Raw genomic sequence first — 16036 nt, 5'->3', positions numbered from 1 at the left:
CGTTCGGGGAGGTGCGCATCCTTTTCACGTGCCGCCCCGCCTATGGCCACCTGTACCCGCTGATGCCGTTGGCGATCGCTGCCCGCGACGCCGGGCACGAGGTGCTCTTCGGGACCGGAGAGGCCTTCCTGGACAAGGTCCGCGTGCTCGGTTTCGACGCGCACAAGGTCGGGATCTCGATCCAGGACGCCCTCGATCAGGCCGAGGGCGACGCGCTGGAGACCATCCTCGCCACCTTCGCCGAACTCCTGCCGAGCGCCACGATCGCCGATCTGACCCCGCTGCTCCCTGTGCTCCGGCCGGATCTGGTCGTCTACGAGATGAGCGACATCGGCGCGGCCGCCGTCGCCCGCCGTGCCGGGGTCCCCGTGGTGTCCCATGTGATCGGGCGGTCGATGCCCGCCGAGCTGATGGCCGCCGCCGCGGACCGGTTCGCCCCGGTATGGGACGGGAAGCCGCCTGCCAACCTGATGCTCGGTGACGCCGGGGTCGACCTGTGGCCGGATATCGTCCGCGACCCGGAAGTGAGCGCGCTGCCGACGGTCTTCCGGCTCCGGCCGGTGCCGTGGAACGAACCGGGCCCGGTGCCGTCGTGGCTCGACGGACGCGACCGGCCGCTCGTCTACCTGACGCTGGGCACCGTCGCGTTCGGTGCCACCGGTGTGCTGCGCGCGGCGATCGACGGCCTCTCCCGGTTGCCGGTGGACGTCCTGGTCGCGCGTGGCCCTGGTGACCCCGGCGAGCTCGGCGAAATGCCGCCGAACGTCCACGTCGCCGGGTTCGTCCCGCAGTCCGAAATCCTTCCGCGCGCGGATCTCGTGGTCCACCACGGCGGAACCGGGACCGTGCTCGGCGCGCTCTCCGCGGGCCTGCCGCAACTGGTGCTGCCGCAGGGCGCGGACCAGTTCGTCAACGCCGAGATGCTGGAGACGGCCAACGCAGGCCGGGCACTGACCGGGGACCAGGTCACCGCGGACGCCGTCGAGGAGAGGGCCAAGACCCTCCTCGACGACGGCCGCGTGCGCGAAGTGGCGGCGAAGGCCCGGCACGAGATCGCCGCCATGCCCGCGCCGTCGGAGGTCGTCGGGCGGCTGGAGGAGTTCGCCGCGCGTTAAGGGATCAGCTTCAGGATCTCCCGCGCCACGACGTCGTTCTGCCGGAACGGGAGCGCGTTCGTCCGCGGCCGGGTGAACGCCCCGGCCGACCGCGCGGACGTATGCGGCCCGAGCGCGAACCGGCGCGGATGTGGGCGGCCCTCGCCGTCGAGCATCCGGCCGTCGGAGACACGGGTGTGGATACGCCCGGCGAGCAGCCTCTCGCCCGTCACCGGGTCGAGCACCGACTCCTCGCCGAGCGCGCCATCGGCATGCAACTGTCGCAGAAGGCCATCGGACGCCCTGGTGACGCTCGGCTCGGGCAACCGCGCCTCGACGAGTGTCTGCGCCTCGGTCTCGCCGGGAAAACTCGCGCCGGAAGCGACGAAGACGCGGCGTTCCTCGTCCGCCGACACCCGCATGTCGCTGCCCAGGAAGGAAACGAGACCTGCTTCCTGGAGCGCGAGCAGTTCTTCGAGCCGTCGCGGAGGAGGTCCACTGGCGAAGTAGGAAAAGAAACCGAGGAACCAGCCGTCCAAATCGGACAGTTGGGAAACCGCGTCGAGCCGTCCGGTCTGCACCAGCGCGGGAAGCTGGCCCATCACCGACAGCAGTGCCGTGAACGCGCCGAGATCCGCGCTGTACTCAGGGTCCGCGCGCCGGCTCAAGTCCGCTTCGACGTAGTCGCGCAGTTCCTTGCCGTACTCCTCGGCGGTGCCGAAGTCCTTGCCCGCCATCGGCCGGTCGAGATGATCCAGGTCCAGCCGGTCGTCCGGCGCCGGGACCGCGCGCGCCACCAGCGCGTCGAGTTCGCCGGGCGCGGTGTCCGCGAAAGTGTCGGCGAAGACGTCGAAATCCATGCGCACCCGCTCCGGATGAGCGGTGAACAGTTCGCTGTAGTAGCTCCACGCGATCTCCTTCGAGATCAGCGGCCAGACGTCACGCCGGAAGTCGATCCGCCCGGGCGCGGCGCAAAGCCTTTCAATGGCATGGGCGTCGAAGAACTTGGGCAACCGCAAGGGTTTCCCGCGCAACCGATAGCCGATCTTCGCGTGATACGGCACCCCACGCCGCGAACCGACGTGCACCACGGGCTCGGCGCCGCTGGGGTGGTATTTCAGCCCGCCGCACGCCTGCTCTTCGAACCGGCCACCGCGGCCTTCGGTCAGCAGCAGCATCAGATCGACGAACGCGAGGCCGAATCCGCGCACCAGCACGGTTTCCCCCGGTTCGATCGCCGAATAGTCGACGTCGGCGGTGTAGCCTGCCGGATAATAGGCGAGGTCGTGACGCGCGGCGAAATCCGCGAGCGCGGCTTCCCGTTCGTCCGGTTCGGCGTCGAGGTGCCCGACGGTGAACAGGACCGCGTCCACCGCGAGGGGTTCGGCGCGGTCTGCCAGCCAGAGCGACTGCGGCTCGCCGTCTTCGAGCCGCACCGCACGGGTCCGGTGCTCGACGACCTGGATCCCGGCCGGGAGTTCGGCACGCACCTTGCGGTGGAACCAGGCGAGGTACGCGCTCTGCAACCGTCTTGTGGGGAAGTGATCGCTTTGCAGTGCCTCGAGTTCGACGCGCAGGCTGTCGTCGATTCCGGTGTCGAGCCCGCCCGAGCGCACCAGCCGCGCCCACTCGATCAGTGACGGGCCCGGCCTGATCGGGCCGTCGATCCGCATGGTGTCGTCGGTGAACACCGTGACGTCCTCGGGCATGGAGTTCATGCGCAGCAACGGCGACTGCTCGAAGCGCCAGACTCGGCCCGCCCCGGCAGGAAAGGGGTCGACGAGATGCACCACCAGCCGCCGTCCGCCGAGCAGTTCGGCGGCGTTGGCGCCGAGCCGTTCGAGCACGCCCACCCCTCGTGGCCCGGCGCCGACCACCGCGAGCACGTAGGGAGGGTCTGTGACACTCACGAAGCCGAAGCTACGCCGGGATTCCGGGCCGCGTGCGAGTTCTCACGGAGCGGAACCCGTTGCCACGGCGAAGAACCGGCGCGTACTCGTCGAAGAGGGGAACACGGACGAGAGGAACGCGCGATGCCGGTCGAATTCCTGGGTATCGGAGGCACCAACGACGGTTCGGAGACCCGTCCGCGATCGGGCGGCGTCTTCGACAAGGACTACACGCTGCGCCTCGCACGGGCGCACGAGGACTTCGGCTGGGACCGGGTGCTGTTCGCGTACGGCTCCAGCGGGCCGGACCCGGCGCAGGCCGCCGCGTACGTCGCGTCGAAGCTCGACAAGCTCCAGATCCTGTTGGCGCACCGGCCGAACGTCTCGTACCCGACTTTCGCGGCGAAGACGTTCGCCACGCTGGACCGGCTTTCGGACGGGCGGCTCACGGTCCACTTCATCACCGGCGGCAGTGACCACGAACAGCAGCGCGAAGGCGACTACCTCACCAAGGACGAGCGCTACTCGCGCACCCGCGAGTACATCCAGATCGTGAAGAGGGCTTGGACATCCGAAGAGCCCTTCGACCACGAAGGCGAGCATTACCGCTTCGCCGACTTCGTTCTTGACGTCCGTCCGGTTCAACAGCCACGCCCCGGCGTTTCGTTCGGCGGCTCGTCCCCGGCGGCGTACGCGGCGGGCGGAGCGGAAGCGGACATCTTCTGCCTCTGGGGCGAACCTCTCGCACAGACCGCGGAGCAGATCGCCTCCGTCAAGGCCGCCGCGAAGGCCGCCGGGCGGACCGACGTCCCGCGGATCCAGGTCGCCTTCCGCCCGATCATCGCGCCGACCGAGGAACTCGCCTGGGAGAAGGCGCATCGCACGGTCGACGCCATCAAGGCGCGGACGAGCGGAGGCAAGCAGCTGAGGCGACGGCATTCGCTCACGAACCCGGAGAACACCGGCTCGCAGCGGCTCCTCGCGGTCGCCGCCGAAGGGGAACGGTTCGACCGGGCGCTGTGGACCCCCACCGCGGCCGCGACCGGCGGCGCCGGGAACTCCAACGCACTGGTCGGCACGCCCGAAACCGTCGCGCAGGCCCTGCTCGACTATTACGACCTCGGCGTCGACATCCTTTCCGCGCGCGGCTACGACATGCTCGGCGACACGATCGACTTCGGCCGTCACGTAATCCCGATCGTGCGCGAGGAGGTCGCCAAACGCGACGCGGCTTCGGCCCGCGAGGTGCTCGCGGTGGACGGCTGAGCCGTCACTCCAACGAATGGCGCATCGATCATCCATTCGGCTGACGGTGTCGGCATCGCCTGACGGCCCACCCGGTCGCGGAGCGGAGCCGAAACGCGTTCGCACCCCCTGCGAACACCAGCGGCACGAAGGACGCGCGGCGCGTCGTATCCCCGCGCCGGGTGACGCGGTCCTACGCGGTTTTTCCCGGCGAAAAGCACAAAACAGCCGAAAGTCGCAGGTCCGGGCCGAGGGACCGGTCACCGGGACATCTTCGCGAACGGCCGGTCATCCACGAAAAAGATCTCCAACTCCAGAAACCCGGCGAAAGAACCTAGCCAATCACCAACAGTCAGGAGACACTTACGTGAACGAATGACGCTTCGTGACGAGCTCGTGACCGCGTTACTCTCGGTCACGAGTTTGTCGCGTAATAAGGACCCTATTGGGGGCAGCATGGCTTCGGCCGGACGGGTCACTTACCGAGAGGTGTTCGGGGTAGCCGAGTTCCGTTCGCTCTGGTTCGCCGAGCTGTTCTCGATCTTCGGTGATCAACTCGCCAGGGTCGCCCTCTCCGTCCTCGTCTTCACCGAAACCCGTTCCGCGACCCTGACCGGTCTCACCTACGCGTTGACCTACGCCCCCTCGCTGCTCGGCGGCATCTTCCTCACCGGGTTCGCGGACCGCTTCCCCCGGCGGACGGTGATGGTGACCGTCGACCTGTTACGGGCACTGCTGATCGCGCTGGTCGCGGTCCCGGTACTGCCGTTCTGGGTCCTGTGTGTCCTCGTCGGCGCCGTCTCGCTGCTGAATCCGCCGTTCAAGGCGGCCCAGCTGGCGCTGCTGCCACAGATCCTCGAAGGCGACCGGTTCGTCGTCGGCATGGCGATCCGCAGCATGACCGTCCAATCGGCACAGCTGGCCGGCTTCGCCGGCGGCGGTCTCCTGCTGACCGCGCTGGAACCCCACCTCGCCCTCGCGCTGGACGCGATCACCTTCGTGGTCTCGGCGCTGTTCGTCCGATTCGGACTGGCGTCGCGCCCGGCCGCGGCGTCCGGCGAGAAGCGCAAGTCGTTCTTCGCCTCGATCGGCTCGGGCGGGAGGATCGTCTTCGCCAGCTCGGGATTGCGTTCGCTGCTGCTGTTCACCTGGCTGATGGGCCTGCTGCCGGTGTACGAGGGCATCGCGGCGCCTTACGTGGCCTCGTCCGGCGGCGGCCCCGAGGTCATCGGCCTGCTGCTGGCCGCCGACCCGATCGGCAGCGTGATCGGCGCGTTCATCTACTCGCGCTGGGTGCCGGCACACGTCAGACCGAAACTGATCGGGCCGCTTTCCGCGCTGACGGCTGTCCCGCTGCTGCTGTGCTTCCTGCAGCCGGGGCCGTGGGCGTCGATCGCGCTGTTCATCGTGTCCGGTGGACTGGGCACGGTCGCGCTCATGCAGGCGACGGCGTCGCTGACCCTCGCGGTTCCCGACGAAAGCCGCGCTCAGGTGATGGGCCTGTCCAACACCGGGCTCACCACGACCATGGGCGTGAGCCCGCTGATCGGCGGTGTCCTCGCCGACCAGGTCGGCGCGCGGTCGACGGTCGGCTTCTTCGGACTTGCCGGATTGGCGCTGACCATTCCGCTGGCGGTGGCCTGGGCGAAGTCCTTGAGGGACACCCCGGACAGGTGGAGAGAGCATGACGGCGCACGCGCAGAACACTGACGTGCTCTACGCGTGGCTAACGCTGCGCAGCCGTCCGACTCGCGCCCTTGATCACTGGTCCTTGCCGGCCATCGCGGACACCTTTCCCTCGATCTCAGGAAGAAAGTACACACCTCCAGGCCTTGTCGACAGCCCGCAAGCCGGTGGAAGCTGTCGGTAAGTAGGGGGTTTCGGAGAATGACGCAAGCGACAGGGGGAAAGATGATCACATCGGAGGAACGCGCTGGACATCGTTCGGCTCTCACGGTAATGACGTGGGAGCTGTGGAAAAGGCCGCTGCACTGGATCGTGTACACCTGCTCGACCATTATCGCGATGCTGGCGTTCACGGGGGTTTTCGCCGCATCCATCGCCGTCGACTCTTCGCAGGTCATCACGTGTGCGCTGCTCGCCGGACTCGCCATCGCGCAGTCCGAGGCGACCAGGCGGATCGAGCACCAGCGACGCCGGCTGAGCATCACCCCGCACGTCAACATGACGTCGGTCTGGGTCCTTCCCGGAGCGTTCCTGCTCCCGCCGCAGCTCGCCGCGCTGCTGGTCGCGGTGATCTACTTGCACCTCGGTTTCCGTAGCTGGTCGGGAATTCGCCACGTGAATCCGCATAGGACTGTGGCGAACGCCACAACGATGACCCTGTCGTCGTTCGCCGCTTGGGCCGTCCTGCAGCTCGCCGGGGACGGCTCCGCGAGCGTGACTTCGATCTGTGTCGCCGCCTTCGCGTTCTTTGTGGTCAACACCGTCCTCACTGGAATCGGCCTCTACCTGGCCGCGCCCGACAAGGCGTCCGCGCCGGCCTGCATCGGCACCTGGGACGACAACATCCTCGAACTTTCGACACTCTGTCTTGGCGGACTGGTCACCGCCGCGCTGACCCACCAGCCCGCGCTCGTCCTGCTGGTCTTCCTGCCGCTGTACGTGTTGCAGCGTTCGGTGCTGATCAAGCAGCTGGAAGAGCTCGCCACCACCGACCAGAAGACCCAGCTTCTCAACGCCACGACCTGGCAGCAGGGCGCCGTCCGCGAGGTCGCCCGCGCCGAGCGCGAAAACGGCCAGTTCGGCGCGCTGATGATCGACCTCGACCATTTCAAGAGCATCAACGACACCTACGGCCACCTGGCGGGCGACGACGTGCTCAAGGGCGTCGCGGCGCTGGTCAAGTCCGAAACGCGGACGCAGGACCTCGCCGGCCGCTTCGGCGGTGAGGAGTTCGTCGTCCTCCTGACGTCGTCTTCGAAGCAGGAGTCCGTCGCGGTCGCCGAGCGCATCCGGCAGCGGATCAGCGAAATGGTCATCAAGACCCAGGACAACGAGGGCAACGCCGTGGTGATCGAGCAGCGAACGGCGTCGGTCGGCGTCGCGACGTTCCCGCTCGACGGCCGGACGATCGACGAGGTCATGGCCTCGGCCGACGCGTCGGTCTACGCGGCGAAACGCAACGGCCGCAACCGCGTCGTCTCGTCACCGGATCTGGCGTCGGTCGCCGAAGTGGCCGGGATGCCGCTGGAGGCCGTCGCGGCTTAACGCAGTCTTTCCATCACGTCGGCGGCCGCGGTCCGCAGGCGGACGACGCCGCCGACGGTGAATTCGGTGAGCAGGTCGATGAGCGCGTCCGCGTCGGGCGGCTCACCGTCCCAGCTCGCCTGCACGAGTGCCTCGGTCATCGCGAAGAACAGGGTGACCAGCGCTTTGTCCGCGCGGCCGGAGTCGACGCCGTGGCGCGCCCAGCGCTGACGGCTCGCTTCGGTGTAGACGTCCGCCAGCCGTTCCCGCAGCCGGGTGAGGGCCGGGTCGCCCATGCGCTCCGCTTCGCGCAGCACGGGGAAGGCGTCGGGATTCGCCGCGACGAAGGCGAACATGTTGGCGTAGTTGGCGCGAGCCCAGGACCGGAGTTCGGGCTGCGAGAGGTCGAGGGCGGGCGCGCCGATCGCCTCGAAGGCGCGCTCCTCGATGTCCGCCACGACCTGGGCGAACAACGTCGTGCGATCGCCGAACTGCTCGTAGACGGCCTGGCGGGAGACCCCCGCGCGACGGGCGATCTGCTCGATGGTCGCGGCCTGCGCGCCGTGCACCGCGAAGACCCCGGCCGCCGAACCCAGCACCCGCGCGCGTTGCTCGCCGATCGGGAGTTTGCGGGGTCTCCCTCGCGGCGATGGGCTTGACATTGTGCGCCACCTCACTGACTCTCTTTTTCGACACCTCTGTCGAAAATGTTTGTGCTCAACGAGGAGCAAGCATGCGTCCAGCTTCCCGGCGCGGTGTGTCCGCCGCCGTCTCAGCGGCCACCATCGCGGCCCTGCTGACCTTCGGGGCACAGCAGGCCGGCGCCGCCCCGTCCTTCTACGATCCCCCGTCGCCCCTGCCCGCGGGTTCTCCCGGCGACATCATCCGGCACGAACCGTCCACCTTCTACGTCGATCCCGTGAAACTCATCAAGGCCGACGCGGATGTGCGGCGGATCATGTACCGCAGCACCGACACCCACGGCAAGGCCAACGCCGTGACCGGCACGGTCCTCACCCCGAAGAAGGCGTGGACCGGCGCGGGCGAACGGCCGGTCATCGGCTACGCCGCCGGGACCCAGGGCGTCGGCGACCAGTGCGCGCCGTCGAAAGCCCTCGCGGCGGGCATGGAGTACGAAGGTCCCTTCATCGCCGGGCTGCTCCTTCGCGGCTACGGCGTCGTCGTCACCGACTACGAAGGCCTCGGCACCCCGGGCGTCCACACGTACGTCAACCGCGTCGCCGAGGGCAACGCCGTCCTCGACTCGATCCGCGCGGCACAGCGCCTGTCCGAAGCGAACCTGCCGGACAACGGGCCGGTCGCGACCGCGGGCTACTCCCAGGGTGGCGGGGCGTCGGCGTCGGCCGCCGAACTGCAGCCGTCGTACGCGCCCGAACTCAAGCTGAAGGGCTCGTACGCGGGCGCCGTCCCGGCCGACCTGGCCGAGGTCGGCAAGAACATCGACGGGCACTACGCCTTCGGGTTCCTCGGATTCACGCTGGTCAGCATGGACGCGGCGTACCCGGAACTGAACATCCCGGCTCTGCTGAACGCGAAGGGTGTCGAAGCGTTCGAGAAGGTCAAGCAGGAGTGCACCGCGGATGCGATCTTCGCGCACGCGTTCACCCAGTCGAAGGACCTTACGAAGGACGGAAGGCCGCTGACCGCGTACCTCGACGAAGAGCCGTACAAGACACGAGTCGGCGAGCAGCTCATCGGGGCACGGAAGCCGGGCGCGCCGACGCTGGTCGTCCACAGTGCACTCGACGACATCGTCCCCTACGCGCAGGGGCGGACCATGGCGCGCTCGTGGTGCGCGAAGGGCGCGAAGGTGCAGTTCTCGACTTCGCTGGTTCCGACGCACGTCGGTGGGGCGATCCGGGCTTACCCGGAGGCTTTCGCCTGGCTTGAGGGACGCTTCGCGGGGCTGCCTGCCGTGGGGAACTGCGGGCTGTTCTAGGGGTCACCAAGTGCCATGAAGGACGCTTTCCTTGCAAATTTTGCAAGGAAAGCGTCCTTCATAGCGCGCTACTTGAGGCCGGTGGCTTCCGCGGCGGCGGGGTCCGAGTCGGCCAGGAAGGTCCGGCAGCGGTCGTACTCCTCGGTCTCGCCGATCTTGCCGGCGGCCTTGCCGAGGACCGCGAGGGAACGCAGGAAACCCTGGTTCGGGCGGTGCGCCCACGGCACCGGACCGTGTCCCTTCCAGCCCGCGCGGCGAAGCTGGTCGAGGCCGCGGTGGTAACCGGTGCGGGCGTAGGCGTACGCGGCGACGGTCTCGCCGGCATCGAACGCCTTCTCGGCGAGAGCGGCCCACGCCTCGCTGTACTCGGGGTGCTCGGCGGCGACGGCGGCCGGATCGGTCCCGGCGTCCAGCGCCGCCTGCGCGGCGGTGTGCTCGGGGAGATGCGTCGGCTGGGGGCCGAGGAGGTTCGTCATACGGCCATTGTGCCCACCCGTCTCCCAAGGGGCGCCCCGCGCCCGACGGAGACTTCACATCGCGCGCCCTCTGTCGGCCGGAGGCCACGAAAGCTCGATGAAGGGGCGCAGCTGAGATCACGCGGCCACCGTCTGGAACGGCGCCCCTTCGGCGAGCTTTCGTCAGCGCGATCAGCGGCGCTGTGACTAGAAGAACAGGCTCCCGAGAATGCCCGCACCGGCCAGCACCAGAGCGGCGACGAGGACCGCCGCGACAAGTCGTTTCGGCATCATGGCGGCACACCCTGCCCTGCTTCGCACGCCGACCGCAAATCCGCCACCCCTACGGGTGAACCCCGATTTTCGACCCCAAATGCCCATCCCGTGATCTGGAGCAGGGAAGATGGCCCGCATGACAAAGGCGACAGAAGTGACCGGGGACCTTTCGCCGGGTGTCATCCCCCGCAGCCCGATCGCGAAGACGAGGCTGTTCTTCCAGCTCCACTGGCACCGCGGCGCGCCGGGACAGGCGACGCCGGACTGGGTGCTGAACTTCTGCTACTCGATGTGGCTGGCGGCGTTCGCCTTCAAGCTGGTCGGCTCGTCGTGGGACATGTCGTGGCATTTCATGTGGCTGCGCGACGACCTCGCCCCGCCGCACCTGATCAACACCGTCGGCACGGTGATCATCATGGTGCTGGTGGCGATCCACAGCTACACCGGGATGGGCGCCGACCGGCGGTCCCTGCGGCTGATGCAGATCGGGCTCGTGGTGTTCCTCATCGCGGCGCCGCTGGACGTCATCAACCACCGCGTCAACGGTCTCGACCTGACCGCGTGGAGCCCGTCGCACATGATGCTCTACATCGGAACGGGCATCATGCAGGCAGGCGTGATCATGGGCTGGCTGAAGCACGCCAAGCCCGGCCGCCTGCGCACCGGTGTCCTGATCGGACTGTGGGCGTTCTTCCTGGAGAACACGTTCTTCCCGAACGGTCAGCAGGAGTACGGCATCCTCGGCCTGCGCGCCTGGGAACGCGGTACGCCCGAGGCCGAACCCGAGCTGCTGAACTTCGCCGCCAACCAGATCGGGCATCCGGTCGACCGGGTGGCCGTCGAGTACTTCACGATGCCGATCGACGACTGGGTCTATCCGCTGTGGGGTATCGGCGTGATGGCGCTGATCTTCGCGCTGGCGCGGCACACCACCGGCTTCCGCTGGGCCGGGACGACGGTCGCCGCCGCCTACCTCGCGTACCGGTTGGTGATGTGGCCGCTGCTGCTCGGGATGGGATTCCCGATCTCGACCGTGCCGTTCTACCTGCTGGCCGTCGGCCTCGCCGTCGACCTGGCGTTCCGCATCGGCCGGGGTCATCCGCTGCTGACGGCGGGCGCGGGCGCGCTGCTGGTGACGGCGTTCGGCTACGGGATGCTGTGGGTGCAGTCGCAGTTCCGGCCGTGGATCCTCGGCGACGCGCAGACGGAGTCGGCGCCGCCGGTGGCCTACTGGACGGCCGCGGTCTGCCTGGCCGGGGTCGGCGTGCTGTGGGCCGCCGCCGGTCCGGGGACGCGGGCGGTGAACTCGCTGCTGGAGAGACGCCGCGAGAAGACGGCGCTCCCGGCCGCCTGAGGCTCCGAGTACGTGAAGGCCCCCTTCACTGCGTCTAGCGCAGTGAAGGGGGCCTTCACGTACTTCCGCATTCAGAGGACTAAATGCGTACTGGTCAGAGCTTCTTGCCCGCGGAGCCCAGCGACTGAGCGGCCTCGACGATGCGCGCGGCCATGCCGGCCTCGGCGGCCTTCAGGTAGCTACGCGGGTCGTAGACCTTCTTGTTGCCGACCTCGCCGTCGATCTTCAGGACGCCGTCGTAGTTCTTGAAGAAGTGGTCCGCGATGGGCCGGGTGAAGGCGTACTGCGTGTCGGTGTCGACGTTCATCTTCACGACGCCGTACGACACCGCCTCGCGGATCTCCTCCGGCAGCGAGCCGGAACCGCCGTGGAACACCAGCTCGAACGGCTTCGAACCGGCCGGGAGGCCGAGCTTCTTCGAGGCCGCCTCCTGGCCGCCCTTGAGCACGTCCGGGCGCAGCTTCACGTTGCCGGGCTTGTAGACGCCGTGCACGTTGCCGAAGGTCGCGGCCAGCAGGTAGCGGCCGTTCTCGCCGGAGCCGAGCGCGTCGATCGTCTTCAGGAAGTCGCCCTCGGCGGTGTACAGCTTCTCGTTGATCTCGGCTTCGACGCCGTCTTCCTCGCCGCCGACTACGCCGATCTCGACCTCGAGGATGATGTTCGCGGCCGCGGCCTTGGCGAGCAGTTCCTGCGCGATCTCGAGGTTCTCGTCGAGGTCGATCGCGGAGCCGTCCCACATGTGGCTCTGGAACAGCGGGTGTTGACCGTTCTTGACGCGCTCCGCCGAGATCTCGATCAGCGGGCGGACGAAGCCGTCGAGCTTGTCCTTCGGGCAGTGGTCGGTGTGCAGCGCGACGTTGACGTCGTACTTGGCGGCGACGACCTGGGCGAACTCGGCGAGCGCGACCGAACCGGTCACCATGTCCTTGACCTTCTGGCCGGACGCGAACTCGGCGCCGCCGGTGGAGAACTGGATGATCCCGTCGCTCTCCGCCTCGGCGAACCCGCGGATGGCGGCGTTCAGGGTCTCCGACGAGGTCACGTTGATGGCCGGGTAGGCGAATTCGTTCGCCTTCGCCCGGTCGAGCATCTCCGCGTAGACCTCGGGGGTGGCGATGGGCATCGTTTACTCCTCCTCGAAGCAGGCTGGTGCACCTCTCGGCCGCATCGTACGAGGTCGGCCGGGAGGTGCCTACAGCCGTCGCGTCAGAGGAGGACCGCGGCGAGCGCCCGGTAGACCGGCAGAGGGTCTTGGTTCAGTACCTGGATGTTGACGTGGTCCGCCCCGGCCTCGATATGCGCGGTGACGCCGCGGGCGACGGTCTCGGCGTCGCCGTGCACGGCCAGCGCGTCGACCAGCTTGTCACTGCCCTCGCCCGCCAGGTCCTCGTCGGTGAAACCGAGTTTCCGCAGGGAGTTCGTGTAGTTGACGAGGCCGAGGTAGAACTTGACGGTGCCCCGCCCGATCTCGCGGGCCTTCGCCGGGTCGGTCTCGAGGACGACCTTCTGCTCGGGTGCGAGCAGAGGTCCTTCGCCGAGGATCTCGCGCGCCTGACGCGTGTGCTCGGGCGTCATCAGGTACGGGTGGGCGCCCGCCGTGCGGTCTCCTGCGAGTTTGATCACCTTCGGGCCGAGCGCGGCGAGCGCGCGGCCTTCGACGGGCACTCCGGCGGCGTCGAGAGCGTCGAGGTACTCGACCAGCGCCGCGTACGGCTTCTTGAACTCCGCGGTGTGCTCGCGGTGCCCGGCGCCGACGCCGAGGAGGAAGCGGCCCGGGTGTTTCGCCTCGATGCGCTTGTACGACTCGGCGACCGTGGCCGCGTCGTCCTTCCAGATGTTGACGATGCCGGTGGCCACCTTGATCGTCTTCGTCGCGTCGAGGAGTTCCTCCGCCTTGACGAGGTCGCCCGCCGGTGAGCCACCGATCCAGATGGCGCCGTAGCCGAGTTCCTCCACCTCGCGCGCGAGCTCCGGGGTGAGCACGCCTTCGAGTTGCCAGATACCGATCCTGCCGAGTTCGATTCCCATGTACCGAGGCAACACCGCGGGCGGCCGATGTCTTCCCTTAAGTTCGGGGTATGGCGAAAATCGGGAACACCGACCTCGACGTCCGTGGGATCAACCTCGGCGGGAACGTCTTCGGCTGGACCGCGGACCAGGAGCAGTCCTTCGCCGTCCTCGACGCCTACACGGCGGCGGGCGGCAACTTCATCGACACGGCCGACCTCTATTCGGCGGGCGGTTCCGAGACGATCATCGGCGAGTGGCTGACCAAACGCGGTCGCCGCGACGACGTCGTCATCGCGACCAAGACCGGTATGTGGGAGGAGCGGAAGGGGCTGTCGGCGGCGAACATCGCGGCGGCGGCCGAGGACTCGCTCCGGCGGCTGCGGACCGATCACATCGACCTCTACTACGCGCACATCGACGACCCGGACACCCCGATCGAGGAGACGCTGCGGGCCTTCGACGCGCTCGTGCGCGCGGGCAAGGTCCGTCACGTCGCGGCGTCGAACTACTCGGCCGAACGGCTGAGCGAAGCACTGTCCATTTCGGACCGCGAGGGCCTGGCGAAGTTCGTCGCGCTGCAACCGCACTACAACCTCGTCGAACGGGACTACGAACAGACCCTGGCACCGACGGTCGCCCGCGAAGGGCTGACCGTCCTGCCGTATTTCTCGCTGGCCAAGGGTTTTCTCGCCGGGAAGTACCGGTCGAAGGACAACGTCGGCGACAGCCCGCGCGCCGCCCGCGCTTCGTCCTATTTGGACGAACGGGGTGAACGGGTGCTCGCGGCGCTCGACGAGGTCGCGGCGTCCCACGGCGTCCCGGTCGCCGCCGTTTCCCTCGCCTGGCTGTTCGCGCAGCCGACCGTCACCGCGCCCATCGCGAGCGCCCGCTCGGTCGAGCAGCTGAACGACCTCCTGCCCGCCGCCGACCTCGCCCTCACCGCGGACGAGCTCGACGCCCTCAGCTCCGCCTCACGCTGACCACCCCCCCGCATTTCGTCCTCTGGATGCGGTAGTCGGTACCACGAACTACCGCATCCAGAGGACGAAACGCGGACTTACTTGCGGGTAGCTTACTCCGGGTAGGTTGGGGTACCGTCCGAAAGCCTTAGGGCTCGGACGAGGAGGCAATGTGGCCAAGAACAGCGTGAACGGCAAGGTCGTCCTGATCACCGGCGCCGCGAGGGGCATCGGCGCGGGGCTCGCCGAGCGCCTGGCCGCGCAAGGCGCGAAGGTCGCACTGGTCGGCATCGAAGCCAAGGAACAGCAGGCGGTCGCCGACAAGATCGGCCCCAGCGCGCACGCCTGGGAGGCCGACGTCACCAGCTGGGACGACCTCGAGCGCGCCACCGCGGGCGTCGTCGAGCACTTCGGCGGTATCGACATCGTCATCGCGAACGCCGGCATCGCGACCTCCGGCTTCGTCCGATCGGTGGATCCGGCCGCCTTCGAGAAGGTCATCGAGGTCGACCTGCTCGGCGTCTGGCGCACCTTCCGCGTCACCCTTCCGCATGTCATCGACCGCAAGGGTTACCTGCTCGCGATCTCCTCGCTGGCCGCGATCACGCACGCGCCGGGCATGGCCAACTACGCCGCCGCGAAGGCGGGCGTCGAGGCGTTCTGCAACAGCTTCCGCGCCGAAGTCGCGCACCTGGGCGTGAAGGTCGGCGTCGCGCACCCGACCTGGATCCGCACCGACCTCGTCGAGAGCGCCGACCAGCACCCGGTCTTCGGCAAGCTCCGCGCCGGCATGCCCGGCCTGCTCGGCAAGACCTACCCGCTGTCCGTCGCGCTGGACCACCTCCAGGCCGGGGTCAACAAGCGCGCCCGCACCGTGCACGTGCCGCGCTGGGTCGGCGGCCTGAAGCTGATCCGCGCGTTCCTGCCGCCGATCATCGAGATCGGCGCGAAAGGCCGGATCAAGAAGGCCGATGCCGCCGCGCTCATGGACATCAAGGAGCGCGGCGCGTACGAATCTTCAGTGACCGGCCAGGCAGGCCGGGCCGCCACACGGAAGGGCTGACGCATGTCCCGTCGCGACCAGATCCGCATGTCACCTGACGAACTCGCCGCGTTCCTCGACGAGCAGAAGGTCATCAACGTCGCGACGATCGGACCGAACGGCCGCCCCCACCTGGCGCCGCTCTGGTACTACCCGCACGAGTCCGGCGTCGCGACCTGGACTTATGGCTCGTCACAGAAGGCGAAGAACCTGGAGCGCGACCCGCGCGCGACCGTGCTCATCGAGGACGGCGAAAGCTACGAGAAGCTGCGCGGGGTCTCACTCGAAGCCGACGTCGAGGTCATCACGGACACGGCACTCGTCACCCAGATGGGTATCAGCCTCATGCAGCGCTACGCGGGTGCGAAGCCCGGAGACCCCGTGCCCGACGAGCTGTCGGGGTTCATCGGCAAGCAGGCCCCGAAGCGGATCGGGCTGATCTTCCGGCCGACCAAGATCGTGAGCTGGGACCACACGAAACTCGGCGGCACATACTGACGGGTAGGTAGTACTAGCAAGTAACTGTTACTTGAGGTAACGTC

Annotated in this window: 14 protein-coding genes; 9 read left to right on the top strand and 5 right to left on the bottom strand. The window is 68.3% G+C overall.

The features are described 5' to 3' along the window. Nucleotides 1-11 precede the first annotated feature (11 nt). Nucleotides 12-1115, top strand: a complete 1104-nt coding sequence (locus tag ACLJQ7_RS08360; RefSeq protein ID WP_410647531.1) for a glycosyltransferase — start codon at nucleotides 12-14, stop codon at nucleotides 1113-1115. Here ACLJQ7_RS08360 and ACLJQ7_RS08355 read toward each other — a convergent pair. After that, nucleotides 1112-3004 (bottom strand): FAD/NAD(P)-binding protein, encoded by a 1893-nt coding sequence (locus tag ACLJQ7_RS08355; protein ID WP_410647530.1) that lies wholly within the window; start codon nucleotides 3002-3004, stop codon nucleotides 1112-1114. The genes ACLJQ7_RS08360 and ACLJQ7_RS08355 overlap by 4 nt on opposite strands. 123 nt (nucleotides 3005-3127) lie before the next feature. Between ACLJQ7_RS08355 and ACLJQ7_RS08350 the strand changes: the two genes are divergently transcribed. The 3 genes from ACLJQ7_RS08350 (at nucleotide 3128) to ACLJQ7_RS08340 (ending at nucleotide 7459) form a co-directional block, all read left to right on the top strand. Continuing rightward, nucleotides 3128-4249: an LLM class flavin-dependent oxidoreductase gene (locus ACLJQ7_RS08350; protein ID WP_410647529.1), complete on the top strand. Its 1122-nt coding sequence runs from the start codon at nucleotides 3128-3130 to the stop codon at nucleotides 4247-4249. Nucleotides 4250-4684: 435 nt separating this feature from the next. After that, nucleotides 4685-5938 (top strand): MFS transporter, encoded by a 1254-nt coding sequence (locus ACLJQ7_RS08345; RefSeq protein ID WP_410647528.1) that lies wholly within the window; start codon nucleotides 4685-4687, stop codon nucleotides 5936-5938. A gap of 201 nt (nucleotides 5939-6139) precedes the next feature. Continuing rightward, on the top strand, nucleotides 6140-7459 hold the full coding sequence (locus tag ACLJQ7_RS08340; protein ID WP_410647527.1) for a GGDEF domain-containing protein: 1320 nt from the start codon (nucleotides 6140-6142) through the stop codon (nucleotides 7457-7459). Here the strand turns inward: ACLJQ7_RS08340 and ACLJQ7_RS08335 are convergent. Beyond that, entirely contained in the window at nucleotides 7456-8037 is a 582-nt protein-coding gene (locus ACLJQ7_RS08335) for a TetR/AcrR family transcriptional regulator (RefSeq protein ID WP_410647877.1), read from the bottom strand. The two genes, ACLJQ7_RS08340 and ACLJQ7_RS08335, sit on opposite strands and share 4 nt — an antisense overlap. 134 nt (nucleotides 8038-8171) lie before the next feature. Between ACLJQ7_RS08335 and ACLJQ7_RS08330 the strand changes: the two genes are divergently transcribed. Beyond that, nucleotides 8172-9398 (top strand): lipase family protein, encoded by a 1227-nt coding sequence (locus ACLJQ7_RS08330; protein WP_410647526.1) that lies wholly within the window; start codon nucleotides 8172-8174, stop codon nucleotides 9396-9398. Nucleotides 9399-9466: 68 nt separating this feature from the next. Here the strand turns inward: ACLJQ7_RS08330 and ACLJQ7_RS08325 are convergent, their stop codons facing one another. Then, nucleotides 9467-9874 carry a DUF3151 domain-containing protein gene (locus ACLJQ7_RS08325; RefSeq protein WP_410647525.1) on the bottom strand — a complete coding sequence of 136 codons (408 nt, stop codon included), beginning with the start codon at nucleotides 9872-9874 and terminating at the stop codon, nucleotides 9467-9469. Nucleotides 9875-10265: 391 nt separating this feature from the next. Here ACLJQ7_RS08325 and ACLJQ7_RS08320 point away from each other — a divergent pair, with 391 nt between their 5' ends. Further along, nucleotides 10266-11483 (top strand): hypothetical protein, encoded by a 1218-nt coding sequence (locus ACLJQ7_RS08320; RefSeq protein ID WP_410647524.1) that lies wholly within the window; start codon nucleotides 10266-10268, stop codon nucleotides 11481-11483. A 94-nt stretch (nucleotides 11484-11577) separates the two neighbouring features. On the opposite strand, the gene fbaA is transcribed toward ACLJQ7_RS08320, so the two are convergent. Continuing rightward, nucleotides 11578-12606: a class II fructose-bisphosphate aldolase gene (gene fbaA / locus ACLJQ7_RS08315; RefSeq protein ID WP_125790898.1), complete on the bottom strand. Its 1029-nt coding sequence runs from the start codon at nucleotides 12604-12606 to the stop codon at nucleotides 11578-11580. 83 nt (nucleotides 12607-12689) lie between these two features. Continuing rightward, complete coding sequence (locus tag ACLJQ7_RS08310; RefSeq protein ID WP_410647523.1) at nucleotides 12690-13511, bottom strand: LLM class F420-dependent oxidoreductase; 822 nt, start codon at nucleotides 13509-13511, stop codon at nucleotides 12690-12692. 50 nt (nucleotides 13512-13561) lie between these two features. On the opposite strand from ACLJQ7_RS08310, the gene ACLJQ7_RS08305 reads away from it, so the two are divergent. The 3 genes from ACLJQ7_RS08305 to ACLJQ7_RS08295 all read left to right on the top strand — a co-directional run bounded on the left by ACLJQ7_RS08305 (nucleotide 13562) and on the right by ACLJQ7_RS08295 (nucleotide 15992). Further along, nucleotides 13562-14473 (top strand): aldo/keto reductase, encoded by a 912-nt coding sequence (locus ACLJQ7_RS08305; RefSeq protein ID WP_410647522.1) that lies wholly within the window; start codon nucleotides 13562-13564, stop codon nucleotides 14471-14473. 151 nt (nucleotides 14474-14624) lie between these two features. Beyond that, nucleotides 14625-15515, top strand: a complete 891-nt coding sequence (locus ACLJQ7_RS08300; RefSeq protein WP_037334573.1) for an SDR family oxidoreductase — start codon at nucleotides 14625-14627, stop codon at nucleotides 15513-15515. A 3-nt stretch (nucleotides 15516-15518) separates the two neighbouring features. Continuing rightward, entirely contained in the window at nucleotides 15519-15992 is a 474-nt protein-coding gene (locus ACLJQ7_RS08295; protein WP_410647521.1) for a pyridoxamine 5'-phosphate oxidase family protein, read from the top strand. Nucleotides 15993-16036 lie beyond the last annotated feature (44 nt).

This window comes from Amycolatopsis sp. cmx-4-54 (assembly GCF_046548895.1).
GTDB lineage: Bacteria > Actinomycetota > Actinomycetes > Mycobacteriales > Pseudonocardiaceae > Amycolatopsis.
The sequence above is the reverse complement of the archived record's forward strand: the minus strand, read 5'-3'. Positions and strand labels throughout refer to the sequence as shown.